The sequence below is a fragment of the Planococcus salinus genome (assembly GCF_003719725.1).
Classification (GTDB): domain Bacteria; phylum Bacillota; class Bacilli; order Bacillales_A; family Planococcaceae; genus Planococcus; species Planococcus salinus.
Genome location: NZ_RIAX01000010.1, coordinates 57,182 through 76,737 on the forward strand (window position 1 = coordinate 57,182; position 19,556 = coordinate 76,737).

Sequence of the window (19,556 nt, forward strand, 5' to 3'; positions counted from 1 at the left end):
ACAACGAAGGTATCATACGGGCTTGGTAAGGTTCCACAAAAACAGCCACTCGAGGAGTCTCCTCGAGTGGCTGTTTCCATTTCCGCACCCTTATTTCAGCTGTGATGGATAAAGTGTCATGCCACCGTCAACAAACAGCGTGGTGCCGGTTACATAATCGGCTTCTGAAGACGCCAGCCAGGCAGCTGCGGCGGCAATTTGTTCAGGGCGTCCGATTTGCTTCATCGGTATTTTCTCCATGGTCTTTTTCTTTTCTTCTTCCGGCTGCTCTTCTGCCGGGTTGGCGGGGGTTTCGATTGTGCCGGGCGCGATGGCGTTGACCCGTATCCCTCTTTCGGCATGTTCCAGGGCAAGTGTTTCGGTCAGCATCCGCAAGCCGGCTTTCGTCACACCGTAATGTGCGTTCTCCACTTTCGGGATCACTTGGTGGACGCTCGAAATGTTGATGATGGTTCCTTTAATACCGTTTTCCTTCATATGCTTCAAGGCCTCTCGACTGGCGATAAAGGCGCCGGTCAGGTTGACGTCCAGTACACGCTGCCATTCTTCAAGACTCAGTTCTTCTGAAGGGGCACCTTTGCTGAATCCGGCATTGTTGACGAGCACATCAAGCGAACCAAAGTGCTCCACTGCCGCTTCCATCAGCTTCCGGATTCCTTCTTCTTTCGACACATCAGCTTCTACAGCTACGGCTTGTCCGCCGTTGGCTTTCACTGTCTCTACCGTGTCATGGGCACCTTCGGGGTCGGTCAGGTAATCGACTACCACGTTCATTTGCTCTTTTCCAAACCGTTCGGCTATGCCTTTTCCGATCCCTTTCGAAGATCCAGTGACAACTGCCGTCTTTCCTGCCAAATCAGAATACATACAAACAGCTCCTTTTGAATAAGGGATTCAATATCGAAGTGCAGCGACTGATTTATTGATGGCGACATGCTCCAAATCATAGCCTTTGCTTTTCAAGTAATGCTCGATACCGCTTTTGGCCACATCGATATTGTTTTTAGGTCCGATGGTGATATCGCTGATAGGCAATTTATGGTCAAACTCAACGGTAATATAGGGAATGATAATGCCGTTTCGCGCCCGAAATTCGATGTCCACCTGTTCGTCACCTTTTCTCTTGATCAACGCCAATCGATATTCTTCCTCGCTTTTGAAAGCTGGATTTTTGAAGAACGTCGCGCATGTGGCGATTACGGAAAAGAAATGATCAGGCAACGCCTCCAACGCCTCTTTTTCTTCATAGTCCTGGATCAACTCGAACGTTTCCAGCAGTAATTCTTCCAGTACCTGTTCCTGTTTTTCTTTACTGTACATGACGTATCCATGCAAGGCACCGGGGCTGTTCGAAAAGCCATTCCCCCGTTCCAGCAGGTCGCCTGCGTGAAAACCGATATTATAGCCTTCTCCTTTGGCGTAGTTGTACCACAGCGCCAGGGAATCCTGTGTATGCGATAAAGAAAAGATGTACACTTCCAGGCCGCTTTTTTCAATTTCCGATAAAAAATACGTCATGGCTTTTTCCAATTCGCGGATGTACATTTTCCAGAGAGGCTGCTCTGCAGTCTCTTTCATTTTCTCAATAACATTTTGGACAATGCTTGAAAAATAAAACAGCTCGCTGGAATCGTTTAGAAATGTTCCTTTGCTCATCCATACACGGTTTGTTTCCACCATCCCCATTAAACTGTTCAAGCTTGTGTAATGGTAGAGCACCTGGTCTGTCTCATAATTTTGCCGGACCCGCTTTCCCACTTGATCACGGAATTGGGTATCCAGTACCTCCGTCAAACTTTTCTCTATCGCCATACCACAGCTCCTTTCTGCACAGCAAACAGGGTGATGGTTTTTTATTGTCCAGACTCCAGCCCCCAGATTCTTGGGTCATAAGCCAACCCAGCTGTGTGGCAAAGAACGCCACTTCGCTGGTCTGTCTTATGCCCGGCGAATCTACACGGGCGCTTCCGCTTTTCTTATTGTCCAGACTCCAGCGCCCAGATTCTTGGGTCATAAGCCAACCCAGCTGTGTGGCAAAAAACGCCACTTCGCTGGTCTGCCTTATGCTCGGCGAATCTACACGGGCGCTTCCGCTTTTCTTATTGTCCAGACTCCAGCGCCCAGATTCTTGGGTCATAAACCAACCCAGCTGTGTGGCAAAAAACGCCACTTCGCTGGTCTGCCTTATGCTCGGCGAATCTACACGGGCGCTTCCGCTTTTCTTATTGTCCAGACTCCAGCGCCCAGATTCTTGGGTCATAAACCAACCCAGCTGTGTGGCAAAAAACGCCACTTCGCTGGTCTGCCTTATGCTCGGCGAATCTACACGGGCGCTTCCGCTTTTCTTATTGTCCAGACTCCAGCGCCCAGATTCTTGGGTCATAAACCAACCCAGCTGTGTGGCAAAAAACGCCACTTCGCTGGTCTGCCTTATGCTCGGCGAATCTACACGGGCGCTTCCGCTTTTCTTATTGTCCAGACTCCAGCGCCCAGATTCTTGGGTCATAAACCAACCCAGCTGTGTGGCACAAAACGCCACTTCGCTGGTCTGCCTTATGCTCGGCGAATCTACACGGGCGCTTCCGCTTTTCTTATTGTCCAGACTCCAGCGCCCAGATTCTTGGGTCATAAACCAACCCAGCTGTGTGGCAAAGAACGCCACTTCGCTGGTCTGTCTTATGCCCGGCGAATCTACACGGGCGCTTCCGCTTTTCTTATTCCCGGTTAGGTGAGCTTCAAACCGGATCAGGAAGAGCCGTTGCCGACCGTATACACTTCTTCGAACGGTTGGACGATGACAAATCCATCTCCTTTGAACTCCATTTGAATCGATTCCCCGCTGCCGCGTCCGATAAATGTCCGGAAGCTGATGTCGGTCCGGAATTCAGGTGTTAAATGGCCGGACCAGGCGACGGTGGCATTTGGATCCGTGATTACGGACTGGCCGGGACGCACAAGCAGAGTCAAAGGCTCGTAATGGGAGGTGATGGCGACTCTTCCTTTTCCGCTCAGTGTCACGTTGAACAAGCCGCCGGCCATCATGCCCGCCACTTTTCTCATCAATTTGATGTCCCATTCAATTCCCGGTTCGAACGCCAGCAGATCGTTGCCGTTGACAGTGATCGATTCGTTGTTCAAGTCGAAAATGGTGATTTTCTTTCCTTGATCCGCCAAATACAGACGGCCCTGGCCATTCGCTTTCATCAACGAAGTTCCTTCGCCTGTCACCGCTTTTTTGAACATCGAGCCGATCCCATGTTCCATCATCCGCTCTCTTTCGAACTTGATCTGGCCGGTATAGGAAATCATGGACCCCGTTTTCGCCCACACCATGCCGTCCAGGTTCACTTCCAGAATGCGTTCTGTTTCCAGCTCAAAATAATCATTTTCCCGTTCGTCCTGCTGCGTTTTGCGAATAAATTCATTGATTGTATAATTGCTCATTTGCCCTTCCTCCTTTGTCGTTATAACTGCTTACGGCTGAATCACCGCAAAGTTTCACGTTCTACAGTGAAAGCATTCCCACAGCCGCCTGCCAACCGAACGACAAACCGAAAGCGATCAACACAAGGCCTGCGCCAACTGAAAACCACTGCATGAAGCGTTCGCCGGTAAAGCTTCTGCCAAAGTGGACAGACCCCGCCACCACCGCGTCCCACGCGGCAATGCCGATAAAGATGGCACTGCTGTACAAAAGCACCGCGGAGCCGCTTGCCGACTGCAGCGTGGTGGTCAGTACAGAACCGTAAATGCCAATCCAGAACACAATATTCAACGGATTGGAAATGGCAATCAGAAACCCTGACGTATAGGCTTGCAGGAGCGATTCAGATGGTTTCGAAACAGCACCACCCACATCCAGCTTCCGAAAAGCCGCCCGTATGCTGTCATACCCCAGATAAACCAGCACCACAAAACCGAACAGCCAAATGACAATTTGTGCTACAGGTCCAGTCAAAAAGTTTGCGATTCCGAAGTAAATCAGCAGCATCAGCACCACGTCAGCCGACATGCCGCCGAGACCGACAAACCAAGCCGGCCAAAAACCGCCCCGCAGGCCCCGCTTGACCATTTCAATTGTAATCGCGCCGACCGGAACCGACAGTGACAAGCCCAACACAACAAACCCCAACAACTCACTGATCATCACAAAACTCCTTTGCCTTTATTCCAAACTGCGCCACCTTGGCTTTTCTGCTTAAATAAGAAAAGAACCTTAAAAGAGTTGATTATCTGCTTTATAATGAATGGTATGCTAAAAACGCGTTCATCTCTTAATTTATAGGCCGAACTAAAGAAGCTAGTTTCTATGAATTATTTTGACTGCATTATGCATGCTGGCTGATTCTAAGAAATTTACTAATTAATAGTCAAGTATATGTCGTTTCACTATTTTCATAAAAGATATGAAGCAAAACAGCGGAGACTCCAGCGGGATAGCGAAGTGCTGAAATCCACTCGGGCGCCCAGCCCGAGTTAGTTCAGCGCAAGCCCGCAGGAAATACATGGGCCGAACACCCTTCGGCCCTGTATTTGCGACGAAGCAGCGCAGCGATGCAGGAGCATAGGGTTTTAGCGGAGCTGTTTTGCGAAATATCGACATATAGTAAACATTCATCTACTCAATCACTCAACTTGATACACAGAAAGGCAGCGATGCAACTTGAAATACATCATCCCCCTTCTCCAACTTATACCCATTTACGCTTTTTATCTAGCAGGAGAATGGCTGCAGCTGTTCTTCGATTTGCCTCTTCCGGGAAGCATCATCGGTTTCCTGCTGCTGTTTGTGGCTTTGCTCCTGAAAATTTATCCGCTTCAGTGGATTGAATCCGGCTCGCGCCTCATTCTGGCTTTTTTGCCGCTGTTTTTCATTCCGGCGACGGTCGGAGTGATGGACTACGGGGAATTGTTCGCCGGAAAAGGCATGTGGCTCATCGTCATTGTCATTGTCAGCACTTTGCTGGCGATGGGCGCATCGGGATGGACCAGCCAGTACATCTCCCGCTTTACTGATAAAAAGGAGGATCATTGATCATGGAATTCAGCTTGCCGGCAGTCCTGTTTGCAGGATTGACCATCGTCATTTACCTAGTTGCCAATATCCTTTATCTGAAATACCGAAAAACCCTGCTGAATCCGGTGCTGACTGCCACTATCGCCATCGTCCTCATTTTACTGTTCTTCAACATACCGTATAACACTTATATGGCTGGCGGCGATTGGATTGCCCAGTTGCTCGGACCGGCTGTTGTCGCATTGGCCATTCCGCTCTACAAACAGCGTGATTTGATGACAGCCAACCTGCTGTCCATCGCTGCCGGTATTGCAGTGGGTGTGATTGTCGGCATGGTCAGCGGCGTCCTGTTCACCAAATGGCTGGCCTTTTCGGAAGAGCTGGTGTTGACCATGCTCCCCAAATCCCTTACGACGCCTGTGGCGATGCAAGTGGCAACAGGTTTGGGCGGCATTCCTTCGCTGGCTGCGGTATTTGTCATGACCGCTGGATTTGCCGGCATTATTTTCGGTCCTCATTTCCTGAAATGGCTGCACATCGATTCGTCAATCGGCAGAGGCATCGGGCTTGGCACTTCCGCCCATGGCCTCGGCACCGCGAAAGCGTTTGAATACGGGCCGGAAGAAGCTTCCCTCAGTTCCCTGGCGATGACACTCAGCGCCGTCATCGGTTCTGCTATCGCACCGATCGTTGCGTGGATTTTTTTGTAGGAAGGTTTGGAATTTATGCGCGGTTAGCGGCATTTATGCGCGTTCAAAAAAGTTTATGTGCTTTCACTCAGCTTCGGCATAGAAAAACGGAAATAGCCAATAAAAATCCCCAGGAAGAAGCGAAGCTGCTGCTTTCTGGGGATTTTTCAAAAATTAAGTTGGCGGCGTGGATTGCAGATTCAATTGCCAGGAAACCCCGAATTTATCGTTGACCCAGCCGAATTTTTCGCTGAAAGGATAAGCATCAAGTGTCATCAATACTTCACCGCCATCCGACAGCTGTTCAAAGGCCTGTTCAATTTCCTTTTGCGTATTGCATGTCACATACAACGAAATGGCTGGAGTAAAGGAAAAATCGTGTTCAATAGGGCTGTCGATGCACATGAATAATTGGCCGTTCAATTTGAAGGTCGCCTGCATGACCGTTCCGTCTCCGTTATGCACAATACTGGTGATTTCCGCGTCTTCAAAAATCGATGTGTAGTACTTCATCGCTTCTTCCGCCCGTCCGGCGAACATTAAAAAAGGGGTGATTTTCGGCAGTTGCTGCTCCATGTAAAATCCTTCCTTTCTGTTAATTGCCGATGTCTCTTTTATTATACCCAATAAACCCGGCAATTATCAGAAGCACCGCAATTCCCGTCAATATCGCTGCTGTTCCGTAATCCATGTCTTCAATCGGGATCCGGGAAACATAACCGTAAGGGGACAGTTTTTGCACCCACTCCGGAAACTGGAGCAGCCCGCCCAAATAGACAACGGCAAAGGAGAATGTCAGATACAGCCAGATAAAACCGCTCAGGCCTTTCGCCCAGCCGATCAACAGGACCGCGATGCCGATCATTACCCAGACAGCCGGCAAGTAAGCAAAGGAAGCTGTGAAAAACATTCCCAAAGGCAATTGCTCTTCCATCGTCGCATTTCCGGTTGCGCCCAAACTAAAAGCGGTCAATGACAGCATGACAACACTGACCAATAGGGAGAGTACAACATAACCTCCCATCAGACGATTGCGCGACACTGCACGCCCCACAATATGTTCCAAACGGCCATTCTTTTCTTCGGTTTTCAATTTCAGAATCGTCATCAGCACCGGAATCGAAGCGATAATGGACATGACCGACATCAGCATGGGAATGAACTGTTCCGTCATCGAAAACCCTTCCGTCTGGACCAGCAGTTGCTGCATCAGCTCAATATCCCCGAAGAATGACTCCAGTTCTCCCAGCACAGAGCCATAAGAAGCGCCGAGCAACAGCATCCCGAATGCCCAGGCAATCAGGCCTGTGCGCTGCAGGCGAAGTGCCAGGCCAAAGGGGCTTTGCAGCAACGGAGATGCAACTTTCCGTCCTGGTCTTGCCGGAAAAAATCCGGATCCCAAATCGCGGATTGAGTTTAAATACAGCGCCAATACAGACAGTACAATGGCAGCTCCAACTGTCACCAATACAGGCCACCAATAGTTATTGACGTAAACTTCGGCCCGCAAAATCCAGCCGAGCGGAGTAAGCCATGCCACTGCTTCGTTTCCGATGTCGCCAATTGCCCGGACAAAATAACCCAACACCAATATGCCCAGAGCAAAGCCGATGGTACTGCGGGCGTTTTGCGAGAGCTGCGCAAAGACGGCCGTGATGGCTGCAAACACCAGCCCCGTCGCCCCCAAAGCAGCTCCGTAAAGCAGTGACCCTTCCAGGTCCATGGTTTCGATGTTCAATGCATATAAGCTGAAGCCGACCACAACAGCCAGCAGCACATTGACCAGTGCCATGACAAGCAAAGTCGACAGCAAATTCGACAAGCGCCCGACAGGCAGTGAGCGGATCATTTCAATACGCCCGTCTTCTTCGTCAGTCCGCGTATGTCGTGTCACCAGGAGAATGCTCATCAGGCCGACGACCACTGCCGTCATCAAAAGCATTTGATGCGCCATCATTGCCCCGGCCGTGTAATTGTCAAGGCCGTATCCTGGCCCGACCATGGCGGTCATTGCGGGGTTTCTCATCGTTTCTGCGATGGCTTGCCGTTCCTGATCTGATTGGTACAGGTCCGTGAAAGCGACTGCCACCACCGCTGACACCACAGCAAAAGAAACAATCCAAAGCGGTATGCGGATCCGGTCACGGCGCAGGACAAAACGGGTCAATCTGCCGGTTTCATCATATAAATGCTTGGCCATCACACTTCGCCTCCCACTCCTGCTCTTTCCGTTGTGCCTGTTCCTTCGTAATGTCGCATGAACAACTCTTCAAGAGTCGGCGGTGAACTTTCCATTCGCACGATGCCAAATTGACTGACATAACGGACTACATTGTCCAATTCCTGCTGATCCACCTGAAAAGACAGCGCCCCTTCTTTTTCCTCGATTCCCTGGACCCCTTTCACCGTGGCCAATTCAGGCATCGGTTCTTTCGTTTCCACAAGCAGAATTGTTCCTGTTAAATGACGGAGCTCTTTCAACGTTCCTTTCTCGATGATTTTCCCCTGCCGGATGATCGCCACTTTATCGCACAGCTTTTCGACTTCGGATAAAATATGGCTCGACAGCAATATGCTTTTGCCTTCCGCTTTCGCTTCCATTACACATTCCTGGAAAACCCGTTCCATCAATGGATCAAGACCGGATGTCGGTTCGTCCAGGATATACAAATCGGCATCAGACGAAAAAGCTGCCACCAGCGCCACTTTTTGCCGGTTCCCTTTGGAATAGGTGCGGCATTTTTTGCCCGGATCCAGGTCGAATCGGCGGATCAATTCTTCCCGTCGGCTTTTATTTGTGCCACCGCGCAGTTTGACGAACAAGTCAATCACTTCGCCGCCGGTCAAATTCGGCCAAAGGTTAACATCTCCCGGTACATAAGCCACGCGCTTGTGGATTTTGACTGCATCTTTCCAGGCATCCATCCCAAAAATGGTTGCCTGTCCTTCCGTCGCTTTCAGAATACCGAGCAGCACACGGATGGTGGTCGATTTCCCTGAACCGTTCGGGCCGATAAAGCCGTAGACTTCCCCTTTTTCCACTTCGATGTCGACTCCGTTCAAAGCCGGAAAACTACCGAATTTTTTTACCAGTCCTTCCGTTTTTAAAACCGTCATCTCCCGCTCTCCCCTTCCTTGTAAAAACTTTTCTTCAGAATGTCGAGATATTCATAAAACTCCTGCCAATAAACATCCAGGTCAATCTCTGTCATTTTCTGCCCTTCCAGCCTCACTAATAATTCGTTCTGATACCCTTCAATGGACCAGCGAATCAGCTTGAACGCTTTTTCCGTATCAATGTCGTTGCGGAACAACGACGTATCGATGCCTTCATACAGTAAAGCATTTCCCAGCCTGTATAATTCTTCGTACCTTTTTTGCAGATGCGCCGGCAGGTCTTCCTCTTTTTTCAGCATGAACGTGCCCATAAAGTTGAAAACATATTTGTGTTTGGCCTGAACCTCCATTTTGACTTCCGCTGTATGCCGGAGCCTTTCAATAAAATCAGCTTCGCTTGTGTCGACCAGCTGAAAATACTCATTCACCACAATGTCCATGCAGTACGCCAATAAATATTCGTACAAATCCCTTTTGCTGTTGAAATAATAAAACAGCATCCCTTTCCCGATCCCCGCTTCTTTGACGATGCGGTTTGTCGAAGCTTGCTCAAAGCCTTTTTCCGCAAATTCTTTCATAGCGGATTCCAGGATCTTCTGTTGTTTGTCCATTTCGAGGTTTTCAAATTTCTCCATTCCCTCAACCTCTCTTCCCTCCTAGACCACCTTGGTCGACTTAAATATACACCCATAGACCACCCTGGTCAACTAAGGAAATCAGAATTTTTCAACTTTAATTTCGAGAGCCGAAACCTTTGCCCCTCTGCGGCCTTAATGCTATCTTTTAAAAAGAAATGAATACAGGAGGTAGAGGCATTGAAACGTTTATTTACAAAACAAATGGGTGCAGCCATTTCAGGTATCCTGGCTGCCACCCTTTTAGCAGGCTGCGGCAACGGCAACGACAGCGATAACAGTTCTGAAGAACCAGCGACTGCATGGGACGAAATCCAGGAACAAGGCGTTTTGACGGTCGCCACATCCGGCACGTTATTCCCGACTTCCTACCGCGAAGAAGGGACCGATGAACTGACCGGATTTGAAGTGGAAGTTGTGAGAGAAATCGCGGAGCGTCTTGAACTGGATGTCGAGTTCACAGAGCTTGGCTTTGATGAAATGCTGACTTCTGTGCAAACAGGGCAAGTGGATATGGCTGCGAACGACATTGAAATCACTGAAGACCGACAAGAACATTTCATGTTCTCTACGCCGTTCAAATATTCCTACGGCACCGCCATTGTCCGTTCAGATGATTTGTCGGGAATTGAAACGCTGGAAGATCTTGAAGGCAAAAAAGCAGCAGGTGCTTCAACTTCCGTTTACATGGAAACAGCAAGAGAATATGGAGCAGAAGAAGTGGTCTATGACAATGCCACGAACGAGACCTATTTGCGTGATGTTGCTGTAGGCCGCACCGATGTCATTTTAAACGATTACTATTTACAAACCTTGGCGATTGCCAACTTCCCGGAACTTGACATCACCATCCATCCGAATCTGAAATACAGCCCTTCGGAAGTGGGCGTCGTAATGAACGAGGACAATGAGGAATTAGCGGAAAATGTGAACCGTGTCATTGGGGAAATGCTGGAAGACGGCACCATCTCTGAAATTTCCGGTGAATTTTTCAACGGTGCAGACGTGACAGAGGAAGTGGAAATCGAGGAGTAAGGAGAAGTTCACCCTTTACTTTTCACAAAGAAGGAGCTGTCTCATAAGCCTCAAAACTTAAAAACACGACGGAGAATGAATGATTTTCCGTCGTGTTTTTCTATGGGATTATATTGCTGTAGTATCTTTATTTCTTTATTGGCGGATGGGAATGGAAGCGGCGAAGGTATAGGCCGAAGAATTCGGCAAATACCTTTGCGACGAAGCAGCGAAGCGATGCAGGAGCACGGGTTTTTCCTGCGGGATAGCGAAGTGCCGAGATCCACTCGAGCGATTAGCTCGAGTTAGCTCGGCGCAAGCCCGCGGCAAGCGTCCGCTGAAATGGACAGGAGCCTTCACTTTTGAGACAGCCTCTATTACAATTATTCACTTTTGAAAACAGATGAAGAGACGCCCTGCAAATGGCTTGGTACAATGAAAACAACAAGACAACTTCGCCTTACAAAAGGAGGAAGATTCATGTACGATTCTATTTTATTGGCAGTCGACGGTTCGGAGCAGTCGATGCGTGCTGCCAAAGAAGCTGCCAGGCTTGCCGCTGCCGGTCGCGAGACGCAAGTCACGATTCTGCATGTAGTCCAGACGGAAACGTCAAAGGAAGCGCTGGCGGGTGCCAGTCAAGTCGAATTGGACCTCAGCCGCAGAAAAAAAACCCTGGCCGCTGAACAAGCGCTTCAGGCCCAACAGGTTTACTACGATGTCAAGGTGCTTTACGGCCGGCCCGGACCTGCAATCGTTGAGTATATCAATGGCAACCGCTTCGACCTGGTGGTTATCGGAAGCCGCGGCTTAAACCGGATGGAAAAAGTGATGAGGGGCAGCGTCAGCCAAAGAGTACTGAACCAGACAGACTGTTCTGTCCTGATCGTCAGATGACCACATAAAAAAGCATTGCACAAGTTTTCTTGCCATCAGAAAACTTTCTGCAATGCTTTTTGGGTTCCGTTTATTTTGGCAGCGTTCTTTTGCGCTGGCGGATATGGTAATAGTTCAATTGCTTGAACAGTTCGGAAGCAGTGTCCTGGTCAATATCAAATCCCACGCCGTATTCGATGTAATTCGTTTGCGGGACTTTCCGGATGATTTTGCCGCGAATTAAAAAAGAATGGCCCAACAAATTAAATCCGCATTCAACGTTTTCAGGCATCGCAATATCAAGCGCTGATACGAAACCGAGTCCACCTACACTGATATTATCAATTTTCATAAGTACAGGAGCTTGTTCTTGTACGGAGATTTCCCCTTCAATCATCCGATCAAAAACCAGACGGAAAAATTCGCGCCGGTTGTCACTCATTTCCTTTCCTCCCTTCTTACATATACATATTCACGAGCAAGCCTTTGATTTCTCCAATCAGGCTCAAGGTATCAATTCCTTCATGCTCCTGCTGCAGGACTGCGTCGTGAAGCTCCATCAATTTTTGGTCGACAACTTCCACTAATTGATGAGTCTTTACATCACCATGCATAGTGAAACTTTTTTTCTCCGAAAACTGCAGGCCGTGATGGACGGCTTCGCCGAGAAACTGCTTGACCGAATTTTTATAATCCCTTAAGTTTTCCAGCGTCTTATGTTTTGACAGTTTTTGTCCTTCGGCGTCTATTGCAGCCATTAACTGGTTTAACGTCTCCATATGCAATGTTGCCTGCGATTTTCTCATCACATTGGCAAAAGAGGCGGTCGACCTGGTGCCGACTGTGTTTTTTTGCAACCGGTCACCCGGGATTTTTGTCTGGCTTTCAATTCGCAAATGAAGCACCTCATTTTACTTTTGAATAACTTTGCTTCTTGTTGAACATATTGATCATCAATTCCACTTCTCCGTGTTCCACCTGCAGAACCCTGGCGATTTGCTTTGGCGAAAACCCTTGTTTGTGCAATTGGGTAATCCGTTCTTTTTTCGTGCCCGTCACGGGGGGCTCAACAGAGAGTGCCGGATTTTCGCCTGTACCGGTTTCAACTGAAGGTTCCGTGTCAGCGGCAACAGTGGCCGGATTTTCCGAGCCCATCTTTTCTTCCAACAGCCGAATCCGGTCTTCGAGTTTTTTTTCTTTTCCTTTGATGTAACCGGCAAGCTCCCGGTAAAGTTCATCATTTTCCTTTTCCACATTGGCAATGAATTGCTCCATGCTGTGCTGGGCCGACTCTGCATCCTGCTGCATTTGGGCCCTTTGCTGCTTGAACTGTGCCAAAACAATGAATGACCCGATATTCACCGCAACGGCGACTGTGATTAGTCCGATCAATACCCATTCCATGCTGTTCACCCGACTTTCAAGCCTTATCCGGCTTAGTAATTTTCGTGTATGGCCACTGTGGCCGCATGCAGGCGAAGCATCGCTTTCGAATGCAATTGCGACACCCTCGAAACACTGACGCTGAGAACTTCCGCGATTTCAGTTAACTTCAATTCTTCAAAATAGCATAACGACACGACCAGCTTTTCTTTTTCCGGCAAACGGGCAATGGCTTGTGACAAAGACTCTTTGATCAGTTGGTTGAAGACATGACGTTCCGGTGACAGTGCGGCGTCTGCCCGGAGGATGCTGTGCTTTCCTGTCTGCTCCTGGCCGTCGTAATTGGTTTCGTCTATGGAAATCATCGTCGATAAAGCGGCATCTGAAACGGTTTTGTTCAACTCTGCTTTGGTGATTCCCAAATACCGGCTGACTTCTTCGTCTGTCACCGACTGGCTGTGCTGCTGTTCCAAAATGGCATAGGCCTCTTCCACCTTTTTCACTTTATCCCTGACAGAACGAGGCAGCCAATCGCTGCGCCGCAGCCCGTCAATGATGGAACCTTTGATCCGCCATGTGGCATAGGTCTCAAATTTCAAATCTCTTTCTATATCGAACTTATCAAACGCATCAAGCAAACCTTCGTAAGCGAGACTGCGGATATCATCCTTTTCCACCGATTTCGGCAAATTGATCATAAACCGCTGTATGACATAATCGACCAACGGAAGGTACCGTTCAACCAAATAGTCGCCAGCTTCCGGATCCCGCCGCGTTTTCCAGTCTTCCCAATAATCAAGTTCTTCCGTTGAAAATTTGTTGCTCACCATGAGCTTCACCACCATCCATTTGATCGACTTGTCTGTTATTTAAATAACATCTTCAGCAAAAACCCTTTGAATCCCAGTTTATAAGGGACTGGAAGTTCCAGGAATTCACTGGCCACTTCCTGTACTGCTCGTGAAGCCTGGCTGTTTGGATATGCCAGCAGAAACGGCGTCTGCTTTTTCACCGCATTCGTCACATTTGAATCTGTAGGGATGAAACCCAGTGTTTCCACCTGCATATCCAAAAACTGCTCGGTCACTTTCCTGAAGTTTTCAGCAGTTTCTCTGCCTTCTTTTTCGCTTGTGCATTGATTGACCATCAGTTTGACGTGGACATTCGGGTCTTTGACATGAATCATTTTCACGACCGAATAGGCATCAGTGATGGAAGTGGGCTCCGGAGTTGTGACCAGAATGACGTCATCTGCCGCCAGGATGAAACGCAAATTTTCATAGGACAACCCCGCGCCTGTATCCAGAATGATATAATCCACGGTGCCCTGAAGTGTGCTCAGCTCTTTTAAGAACTTGTCGAGTTTGGCTTCATCCAGCTCCAGCATTTCTGAAAAGCCGGTCCCCCCTGAAATGAACGACAGCCCGTCTGGTCCTTCTTCGATGATTTCCCTCACCGTTAAATCTTTCTCAATCATCGTCGCAATGGATTCCTTCGGCACCCTGCCCAGCAATACATCGATATTGGCAAATCCCAGATCCACATCGAAAATCAGCACTTTTTTGTTTTGCTGGACCAGGCTTAATGCAAAATTCAATGCAAAGTTTGACTTGCCGACGCCGCCTTTGCCGCTGGTGACTGCGATGACACGTGTTTGCCTCCGCTCTTCTTTCGGCTTTTTTTGGAGGACTTTCTCTCTTAATTGTTTTGCTTGGTCAACCATTGTCATCGTCTCCTAATACAAAGTCCGCTATCAGCTCCGGAGTCACCGCTAGAATATCGTCTGGAACGTTTTGGCCGTTGGCTATATACCGAATCGGAATGGAGTAATCATGGACCAGGTTCAGGATGGCTCCCGATGAGCTGGTCTCGTCTTTTTTGGTCAACAGCAATTGATCCATTTTGATCGTCTGAAAATTATCAATGATTTTTTTCATGTCTTCATACTTGGACGTGAGACTCAGAACGAGATTGATTTGGACTTTATTGTTTTCCGGCAGCAGCAGCTCGAGTTCTTCGATATATTGCTTTTGCTGGTAATTCCGACCCGCCGTATCCATCAGGATGATTTCACATTCTGCCAGATCTTCCATTGCTTCGTTTAAATCCGCGGATGATTCCACTACTTTGATCGGGATATCCAGGATGCCGGCATAGGTTTTCAATTGCTCAACCGCCGCAATGCGATACGTATCCGAAGTGATCAATCCCACTTTCTTGCCTTCCCGCAGCATATAATCGGCTGCAATTTTGGCAATCGTCGTCGTTTTCCCGACGCCGGTCGGTCCGATAAAGCAGATGAAATCCGGATCTTTGCTGCTTCGTGACTGTTGATGGCCTTCGATCAATCGGATGATTTCCTGACGCGCCAGTTCTTCTATTTGCTGTTCCGTGCACTCCGGGTTTCTGCCTGTCTCAAGCAGCAGCTTGGCCATCAGATCCGACCGGATGCCCGCATCAATATCCTGTTTGACCAGGCGGCGATTCAGAGACGCCAGAGATTCCGGCAGACTTTTGTCGTCAATCGACTGCATCATAAACTGCTTAATATTCTTCAGTTCATCGATCAATTCACTGGTCACTTTCTCTTCCACAGGTTTTTGGGGCTGCTGTTGCGGCTTTTCACGGCTTTCTGTTTTCTCAGTTGCGCGTGTTTCAATCGCGGCGATCACTTCCAGCTTTTCTTTCTGGAAAAAACCGAAAAGCCCGCCTTTCTTTACTTTCTTCGTGTTTAAAATAAGTGCTTCCGATCCTAGATCTCTTTTGATCATCGGCATGGCTTCCGTTATATTATTGACCGTATACGTTTTTAACCTCATGATACATTCACCACCCCGGCAGAAATGTTGATGACCCCAACACTTTGAATTTCAATTTCTGGTTCCAGTTCGTTATAAGACAACACCGGCAGATCCGGTGCAAAACGCTCGACGAATTGACGCATATACATGCGGATGGCAGGCGAAGTCAATAACACCGGCTGCACACCGGCCTGCTGCAGCTGAGACGCCTGTTCCGAAATTTTTTGGAAAATCGATTGTGATGATTCCGGATCAATCGATAAGTAATTGCCCTGTTCGGTACGATGGACGGAATCAGCAAATTTCTTTTCAAGGCTTGCACCCGCAGTGATCACTTGAAGAGGACCGTTCTGGTCGGCGTACTGCAGCGTGATTTGTCTCGACAGCGCCTGTCTGACGTATTCCGTCAGTAAATCTGAATCTTTCGTTTGAGACGCATAATCCGCCAACGTCTCCAAAATCACCAATAAATTGCGGATCGAAACTTTTTCTTTCAGAAGCTTCATCAATACTTTCTGCACTTCCCCGATGCCCAGCAAATGAGGGATCAATTCCTCGATGACGGCCGGCGAAGTTTCCCGGACATTGTCGATCAATGCCTTTACTTCCTGTCTGCCAATCAATTCATGGGCATGGCGTTTGATGACTTCTGTCAGATGCGTCGACACGACCGAAGGCGGATCGACAATCGCATAACCAGCCATTTCGGCTTCTTCTTTCATGTCTTCCCGGATCCATAAGGCCGGCATGCCGAATGCCGGTTCGACGGTTTCGATTCCTTCGACGTTCTCGTCGTCAATCCCCGGGCTCATGGCCAAATAATGGTCCAGCATAATTTCTCCGGCAGCCACTTTGTTGCCTTTGATCTTAATGACGTATTCATTGGGCTGAAGCTGAATATTGTCGCGGATCCGGATCACCGGCACCACCACGCCCAGTTCCATGGCGCACTGGCGGCGAATCATGATGACACGGTCCAGCAAGTCGCCTCCCTGGTTCTTGTCCGCAATCGGAATCAACCCGTAGCCGAACTCAAATTCAATGGCATCCACATGCAACAGATCAATGACACTTTCCGGGCTTTTCAGCTCTTCCAGTTCCTGTCCTCCGCCCGCTGCTTCGCTTTCTTCTTTTTCTTCCACGGCCAGGACGCTTTGCATCCGGTAGCCGCCAAAAGCGATGACTCCAGCGACCGGCAGCACCAGAAGCGGATTGATCGGTGTAAAAAACGCGATCAGCGCCAACGTGCCCGCTACGACATACAGCATCTTCGGATAGGCAAAAAGCTGTTTGGTGATATCGGATCCCAAATTGCCGTCTGAAGCGGCTCTTGTCACCACAATCCCCGTGGCGGTTGAAATCAGCAGGGCCGGAATCTGGCTGACCAGTCCGTCCCCAATCGATAGCAGGGTGAACAGCTGTGCCGCTTCGCCCATCGCCATGCCATGTACAATGACGCCGATCAGCAGACCACCGATGATGTTGATGATGGTGATGATAATGCCGGCAATGGCATCTCCTTTGACGAACTTGCTGGCACCGTCCATGGCGCCGTAGAAATCGGCTTCCTGGCTGACTTTTTCTCTCCGTTTCTTGGCTTCCTGATCGGAAATCATGCCGGCGCCGAGATCTGCGTCAATGCTCATCTGCTTGCCGGGCATCGAGTCGAGTGTGAAACGCGCAGCCACTTCCGCCACACGCTCCGAACCTTTGGTGATGACAAGAAATTGGATGATGACCAGAATCAGGAAGACCAGAATCCCGATAATGGCACTTCCTCCGACCACAAACGAGCCAAACGTTTCAATTACCTGCCCACCGGTTTGATTGGTCAGAATCGACCTGGTCGTGGAGACGTTCAAACCCAAACGGAACAACGTTGTCAGTAACAGGAGGGTTGGGAATATCGAGAACTGCAATGCTTCTTTTGTATTCATCGCGACCAGAATAATGGTGATCGCCAAGCTGATGTTGATCATGATCAATAAATCCAGCAGCAGTGGCGGAAGAGGGATGACCATCATCACCACAATCATAATCACCGATACTAATACAGCATAATCTCTGATTTTCAAAACGTTTTCCCCTTCCTCTTGCTTTCTAAGTGGTACTGATCAGCTTGATTCCACTTAATTAATCTCCATGCTCAGTTGATTTTTCCTTTTAACCGGTAGACATAGGCCAATACTTCAGCCACTGCCATAAACAGCTCTTCCGGCACATGGTCTCCAATTTCAACTTGCTGGTACAAAGCACGGGCAAGCGGTTTGTTTTCCATGATCACCAATTCCAGTTCTTTCGCTTTTTCTTTGATCTTCAACGCGAGATGGTCTTTTCCCATGGCAATCACCATTGGCGCTTCCATTGTTTCCGCGTCGTACTTAATCGCGATGGCATAATGCGTAGGGTTTGTAATGAGGACGTCCGCATTCGGCAAATCCTGAATCATGCGATTCATGCTCATTTGCCTTTGCCGTTCTTTTATTTTGGATTTGATGAGGGGGTCCCCTTCCGCTTTCTTGAATTCATCTTTCATGTCCTGTTTGGACATCCGGATGCCTTTCTCGAATTCGTATTTCTGATACATATAATCCAATACGGACAAACACAAGAGAATAAGCGATGCCACCAGTCCCATTTGAAAAACCAATGACCCGATAAACGAAAGGGATTGTCCAATGCTTTGTTGGGAAAGTGAAAACAATTCGTCTTTCCCGAGCCATAAAACACCAAAGGCTGCTGAAGAGATAATGGCGATTTTCAGTAAGGATTTTGCTAGTTCCACTAATGCGCGAATGGAGAATATCCGTTTCGCGCCTTTGATGGGATTGACCCGTTCCAGCTTTGCCTTCAATGGCTCCACTGTGAACAACGGCCCGACCTGGATGTAATTTCCGAGTACCCCGAAGACCAGCCCGATGAGCATGATGGGCGCTACGATTTTCATGCCGCTGAATGTCATTTGCTCGAACAGCGTCCGGATATTCTGAGGGCTCCATTCCCAATCGATAAACTGACTGAAGTTGATCTGGTAGACCGCCATGATCTGCTCAAGCATCCAGCCTCCTAAAAAGTAAAGCAGGAGAACACCGCCGAGCATGATCATGGCTGCAGAGACTTCCGGACTTTTGGCCACTTGGCCTTTCCGTTTTGATTCCTGCCTTTTTTGCGGTGTCGCTTTTTCTGTCTTTTCTCCAGCAAAGAATTGGAGGTCGAGAGACAATCGTTTCTGCATTTAAGTCCCTCCCAACAAGCGGATCAACTGCGACATGCTGATGATGATTTTTTCAAACAAGAGCTGCAACAGATAAAAGAAAATCGGCATGGACACGAGAAGCAGGATAAAACCGGCAAAGATCTTTAACGGGAAGCCGATGACAAAGATGTTCAATTGCGGCACTGTTTTCGCCAGGATTCCGAGTGCCACGTCAATGAGGAACAAAGCGCCCACAATCGGCAAAGCCATCTGCAAGGCGATCATGAACATCTCCAGAAACAGTAAGGTGATGAAATGAGCGATATCTTCGCTTTCCACAGACAAGGAAAGGAGTTCCACCGGAAACGTCCGGAAACTTTGCATGACACCATCAAGCAATAAGTGGTGGCCATCCACCACCAGCAGAAAAAGAAGTGCCAGCATGTATTTGAACTGCCCAATAATCGGGACCTGCGCTCCTGTCTGCGGGTCGATGACATTGGCGATGGCGAAGCCCATCTGAAAATCGATGAATGCACCGGCCACCTGCACCGTGTACAACATCAAAGCGGCTGTAAATCCAAGCGCCAGACCGACAGCAATCTCTTTCAAAATCAATAACATATACGTGCCGTCCAATAAGATCGGCTGCTCGCCCGGGGCGTTCGTCACGACGATCAAAGCGGTGAAGACAGCAAAACCGATCTTGAACTGATTGGGAATCCCTTTCATCGAAAACAAAGGGGCTATCAGGAAAAAACTGAGCAGCCGGATAAGCGTGAGCATGAAGTATGGAAGAAGTTCTAAAATCGAGTCCATTATTCACGC

Annotated in this window: 22 protein-coding genes; 4 read left to right on the plus strand and 18 right to left on the minus strand. The window is 48.7% G+C overall.

All coding sequences use genetic code 11. The features are described from left to right. Positions 1 to 90: 90 nt before the first annotated feature. The 5 genes from EEX84_RS12890 to EEX84_RS12910 form a co-directional block, all read right to left on the minus strand. Entirely contained in the window at positions 91 to 867 is a 777-nt protein-coding gene (locus EEX84_RS12890) for a glucose 1-dehydrogenase (protein ID WP_123166063.1), read from the minus strand. A 27-nt stretch (positions 868 to 894) separates the two neighbouring features. Continuing rightward, on the minus strand, positions 895 to 1,812 hold the full coding sequence (locus EEX84_RS12895; RefSeq protein ID WP_123166064.1) for a DUF2971 domain-containing protein: 918 nt from the start codon (positions 1,810 to 1,812) through the stop codon (positions 895 to 897). Further along, positions 1,763 to 2,629 carry a hypothetical protein gene (locus EEX84_RS12900; protein ID WP_123166065.1) on the minus strand — a complete coding sequence of 289 codons (867 nt, stop codon included), beginning with the start codon at positions 2,627 to 2,629 and terminating at the stop codon, positions 1,763 to 1,765. Before EEX84_RS12900 ends, EEX84_RS12895 begins: the two co-directional genes overlap by 50 nt. A gap of 116 nt (positions 2,630 to 2,745) precedes the next feature. Next, the gene (locus tag EEX84_RS12905; protein ID WP_123166066.1) at positions 2,746 to 3,444 is read right to left on the minus strand and encodes an AIM24 family protein; all 699 of its coding nucleotides are present in this window, start codon (positions 3,442 to 3,444) and stop codon (positions 2,746 to 2,748) included. Between the two features lie 61 nt (positions 3,445 to 3,505). Continuing rightward, positions 3,506 to 4,147: a LysE family translocator gene (locus EEX84_RS12910; RefSeq protein ID WP_123166067.1), complete on the minus strand. Its 642-nt coding sequence runs from the start codon at positions 4,145 to 4,147 to the stop codon at positions 3,506 to 3,508. Positions 4,148 to 4,663: 516 nt separating this feature from the next. On the opposite strand from EEX84_RS12910, the gene EEX84_RS12915 reads away from it, so the two are divergent. Further along, the gene (locus EEX84_RS12915) at positions 4,664 to 5,035 is read left to right on the plus strand and encodes a CidA/LrgA family protein (RefSeq protein ID WP_123166068.1); all 372 of its coding nucleotides are present in this window, start codon (positions 4,664 to 4,666) and stop codon (positions 5,033 to 5,035) included. Between the two features lie 2 nt (positions 5,036 to 5,037). After that, positions 5,038 to 5,727: an LrgB family protein gene (locus EEX84_RS12920; RefSeq protein WP_123166069.1), complete on the plus strand. Its 690-nt coding sequence runs from the start codon at positions 5,038 to 5,040 to the stop codon at positions 5,725 to 5,727. Between the two features lie 153 nt (positions 5,728 to 5,880). Here EEX84_RS12920 and EEX84_RS12925 read toward each other — a convergent pair whose 3' ends face one another. The 4 genes from EEX84_RS12925 to EEX84_RS12940 are packed head-to-tail and all read right to left on the minus strand — an operon-like array spanning position 5,881 to position 9,458. Beyond that, on the minus strand, positions 5,881 to 6,282 hold the full coding sequence (locus EEX84_RS12925) for a VOC family protein (RefSeq protein ID WP_123166070.1): 402 nt from the start codon (positions 6,280 to 6,282) through the stop codon (positions 5,881 to 5,883). A gap of 19 nt (positions 6,283 to 6,301) precedes the next feature. Beyond that, positions 6,302 to 7,906 (minus strand): ABC transporter permease, encoded by a 1,605-nt coding sequence (locus tag EEX84_RS12930; protein WP_123166071.1) that lies wholly within the window; start codon positions 7,904 to 7,906, stop codon positions 6,302 to 6,304. Next, entirely contained in the window at positions 7,906 to 8,823 is a 918-nt protein-coding gene (locus EEX84_RS12935; RefSeq protein ID WP_123166072.1) for an ABC transporter ATP-binding protein, read from the minus strand. The genes EEX84_RS12930 and EEX84_RS12935 overlap by 1 nt, the downstream gene beginning before the upstream one ends. Then, positions 8,820 to 9,458 (minus strand): TetR/AcrR family transcriptional regulator, encoded by a 639-nt coding sequence (locus tag EEX84_RS12940; RefSeq protein WP_123166073.1) that lies wholly within the window; start codon positions 9,456 to 9,458, stop codon positions 8,820 to 8,822. The genes EEX84_RS12935 and EEX84_RS12940 overlap by 4 nt, the downstream gene beginning before the upstream one ends. Before the next feature lie 204 nt (positions 9,459 to 9,662). Here EEX84_RS12940 and EEX84_RS12945 point away from each other — a divergent pair, with 204 nt between their 5' ends. Continuing rightward, positions 9,663 to 10,493, plus strand: a complete 831-nt coding sequence (locus EEX84_RS12945) for a transporter substrate-binding domain-containing protein (protein ID WP_420812577.1) — start codon at positions 9,663 to 9,665, stop codon at positions 10,491 to 10,493. Positions 10,494 to 10,952: 459 nt separating this feature from the next. Beyond that, positions 10,953 to 11,369, plus strand: a complete 417-nt coding sequence (locus tag EEX84_RS12950; RefSeq protein ID WP_123166075.1) for a universal stress protein — start codon at positions 10,953 to 10,955, stop codon at positions 11,367 to 11,369. Positions 11,370 to 11,439: 70 nt separating this feature from the next. On the opposite strand, the gene EEX84_RS12955 is transcribed toward EEX84_RS12950, so the two are convergent. The 9 genes from EEX84_RS12955 to fliR all read right to left on the minus strand — a co-directional run bounded on the left by EEX84_RS12955 (position 11,440) and on the right by fliR (position 19,547). After that, positions 11,440 to 11,790: a PilZ domain-containing protein gene (locus tag EEX84_RS12955; RefSeq protein WP_123166076.1), complete on the minus strand. Its 351-nt coding sequence runs from the start codon at positions 11,788 to 11,790 to the stop codon at positions 11,440 to 11,442. Positions 11,791 to 11,806: 16 nt separating this feature from the next. After that, positions 11,807 to 12,244, minus strand: coding sequence for a YaaR family protein (locus tag EEX84_RS12960; protein ID WP_123166077.1), 438 nt, complete (start codon positions 12,242 to 12,244; stop codon positions 11,807 to 11,809). A gap of 10 nt (positions 12,245 to 12,254) precedes the next feature. Continuing rightward, on the minus strand, positions 12,255 to 12,752 hold the full coding sequence (locus EEX84_RS12965; RefSeq protein WP_123166078.1) for a DUF6115 domain-containing protein: 498 nt from the start codon (positions 12,750 to 12,752) through the stop codon (positions 12,255 to 12,257). A gap of 32 nt (positions 12,753 to 12,784) precedes the next feature. Further along, positions 12,785 to 13,561, minus strand: coding sequence for a FliA/WhiG family RNA polymerase sigma factor (locus EEX84_RS12970; protein WP_123166079.1), 777 nt, complete (start codon positions 13,559 to 13,561; stop codon positions 12,785 to 12,787). Between the two features lie 35 nt (positions 13,562 to 13,596). Beyond that, the gene (locus EEX84_RS12975) at positions 13,597 to 14,454 is read right to left on the minus strand and encodes a MinD/ParA family protein (protein WP_123166080.1); all 858 of its coding nucleotides are present in this window, start codon (positions 14,452 to 14,454) and stop codon (positions 13,597 to 13,599) included. Continuing rightward, a complete protein-coding gene (gene flhF / locus EEX84_RS12980; RefSeq protein ID WP_123166081.1) occupies positions 14,447 to 15,550 on the minus strand; it encodes a flagellar biosynthesis GTPase FlhF in 1,104 nt (367 codons plus the stop codon). The genes EEX84_RS12975 and flhF overlap by 8 nt, the downstream gene beginning before the upstream one ends. Continuing rightward, positions 15,547 to 17,607 carry a flagellar biosynthesis protein FlhA gene (gene flhA / locus EEX84_RS12985; protein WP_123166082.1) on the minus strand — a complete coding sequence of 687 codons (2,061 nt, stop codon included), beginning with the start codon at positions 17,605 to 17,607 and terminating at the stop codon, positions 15,547 to 15,549. The genes flhF and flhA overlap by 4 nt, the downstream gene beginning before the upstream one ends. A 71-nt stretch (positions 17,608 to 17,678) precedes the next feature. After that, complete coding sequence (flhB, locus tag EEX84_RS12990) at positions 17,679 to 18,767, minus strand: flagellar biosynthesis protein FlhB (RefSeq protein WP_123166083.1); 1,089 nt, start codon at positions 18,765 to 18,767, stop codon at positions 17,679 to 17,681. Further along, positions 18,768 to 19,547, minus strand: a complete 780-nt coding sequence (fliR, locus tag EEX84_RS12995) for a flagellar biosynthetic protein FliR (protein ID WP_123166084.1) — start codon at positions 19,545 to 19,547, stop codon at positions 18,768 to 18,770. Between the last annotated feature and the right edge of the window lie 9 nt (positions 19,548 to 19,556).